The organism is Streptomyces sp. NPDC051214, from assembly GCF_040682375.1.
GTDB lineage: Bacteria > Actinomycetota > Actinomycetes > Streptomycetales > Streptomycetaceae > Streptomyces.
The window spans coordinates 1-1,721 of the sequence record NZ_JBFBAT010000033.1; the positions used below are offsets into that span (position 1 = coordinate 1).

1 protein-coding gene is annotated in these 1,721 nt (G+C 66.2%); it reads left to right on the forward strand.

The window, feature by feature from the left end; translation table 11 throughout:
• The first annotated feature begins 599 nt into the window (after positions 1 to 599).
• The gene (gene trpS, locus AB0M70_RS42105) at positions 600 to 1,610 is read left to right on the forward strand and encodes a tryptophan--tRNA ligase (RefSeq protein ID WP_365829163.1); all 1,011 of its coding nucleotides are present in this window, start codon (positions 600 to 602) and stop codon (positions 1,608 to 1,610) included.
• Positions 1,611 to 1,721 lie beyond the last annotated feature (111 nt).

The window sequence follows — 1,721 nt, forward strand, 5'->3', positions numbered from 1 at the left end:
CTATCAGACTCTTTCGTGTCCGATTTCCTCGGTGCCTTTCCGGTTCCCGCTCCGGCCTTTCGGCTTTCGCGTTTCCCTTTCCGGCGAGTCCGACTCTACCAGATCCTTTCGGGCCTGATTCCCAGTCAGCGGGCCTTGTCTTCCCGGCTGTTGGGCCGTTCCGACGAGTGAGACTTTAGCGGAATCCGGCTCCCCGACCTAATCGGGGGCGTCCTTTCGAACGCGGATTCCTCATTTCGCAAAAGCGCATGAAAACGAGCAGACGACGGGGCATCGAAGATGACACGGCATCGATCGTTTGAATGGTTGTGCGGAATGGTTGCCCGGGGACCGACCAGGAGTCGGCGCTCACGCCGGACAACTCGGAGAACACTACGTACGCGGTCTGGGCGTGTCAACCCTGGTCCACGACGACCCCCTGGGGCTACCGTAGGGACGTGACCACACATGCGCACACCCCACAGTGGTGGGCCGCCTGACGGCGGCCGTACACACGCATGTACTCAACGGCTGCCTACTCGGCGGCCGTTTCTTGTTTCTCCCCTGGAGGACCCGGAGCCCGGTCGTCGGGCCGGCGGTCCTGACCAAGAGGTGGAGAGATGACGAGGATCTTCAGCGGGATCAAGCCGACCGGGCACCTGACCCTGGGGAACTACCTGGGCGCCGTGCGCCAGTGGGCAGAAGTTGACCAGCACCGGGCCGAGTCGCTGTTCAGCGTCGTCGACCTGCACGCCCTGACCGTCGACCATGATCCCGGCCGGGTGCGCAGGCTCAGTCGGCAGGCGGCGACGCTTCTGCTCGCGGCGGGGATCGATCCCGAGCGGGCCACCGTGTTCGTGCAGAGTCATGTGGACGAGCACGCAAGGCTCTCGTATCTGCTGGAGTGCGTCGCGACGGACGGCGAGATGCGGCGGATGATCCAGTACAAGGAGAAGTCGGCGCTGGAGCGGGCCCGCGGCGGGAGTGTGCGGCTTTCGCTGCTCACCTATCCCGTGCTGATGGCGGCGGACATCCTGGCGTATGGGGCGGATGAGGTGCCGGTCGGGGACGACCAGGTGCAGCACGTGGAGCTCACCCGGGATCTGGCGGTGCGGTTCAACCAGCGGTACGGACACACGTTCGTCGTACCCCGGGCCACGTATCCCAAGGTGGCGGCCAGAGTCATGGATCTGCAGGACCCGATGTCGAAGATGGGGAAGTCCGGCGATGCCGGTGCCGGGATCATCTATCTGCTGGACGAGCCGGACGTCGTGCGGAAGAAGATCCTGCGGGCCGTGACCGACAGCGGGTCCGAGGTCGAGTACGACCGTGAGGCCAAGCCGGGGATCTCGAATCTGCTCGAGATCCTCGCGGCCTGTGAGGGTGGGAACCCCGAGGGCTTGAGCGGTGTGTACGCGTCGTACGGGGCTTTGAAGAAGGACACCGCCGACGCCGTGGTGGAGATCTTAAGGCCCCTGCAGGCGAAGCACAAGGAGCTGGTTGCTGATCCCGCGTATGTGGAGGGGGTGTTGCGGCGGGGAGCTGAGCGGGCCAGGGAGATGTCCAGGCCGACGGTGGACACCGCCTATCGCGCCATCGGCCTGCTGCCTCCGGTGGACGGGGCGCGGTAGGCGAGGCGCGGCAGGTGAAGTGGCGGGGCCGGTGTGGGGGGGGGGGGGGGGCCCCCCCCCCCCCGGGGCCGGGGCCAGGTGATATAAGTGATGCGCACCCCGACCAGAACC

Bases quoted from the DNA above. Each gene is read 5' to 3' on its own strand.
- trpS (WP_365829163.1), top strand. From the start codon at position 600: ATGACGAGGATCTTCAGCGGGATCAAGCCGACCGGGCACCTGACCCTG.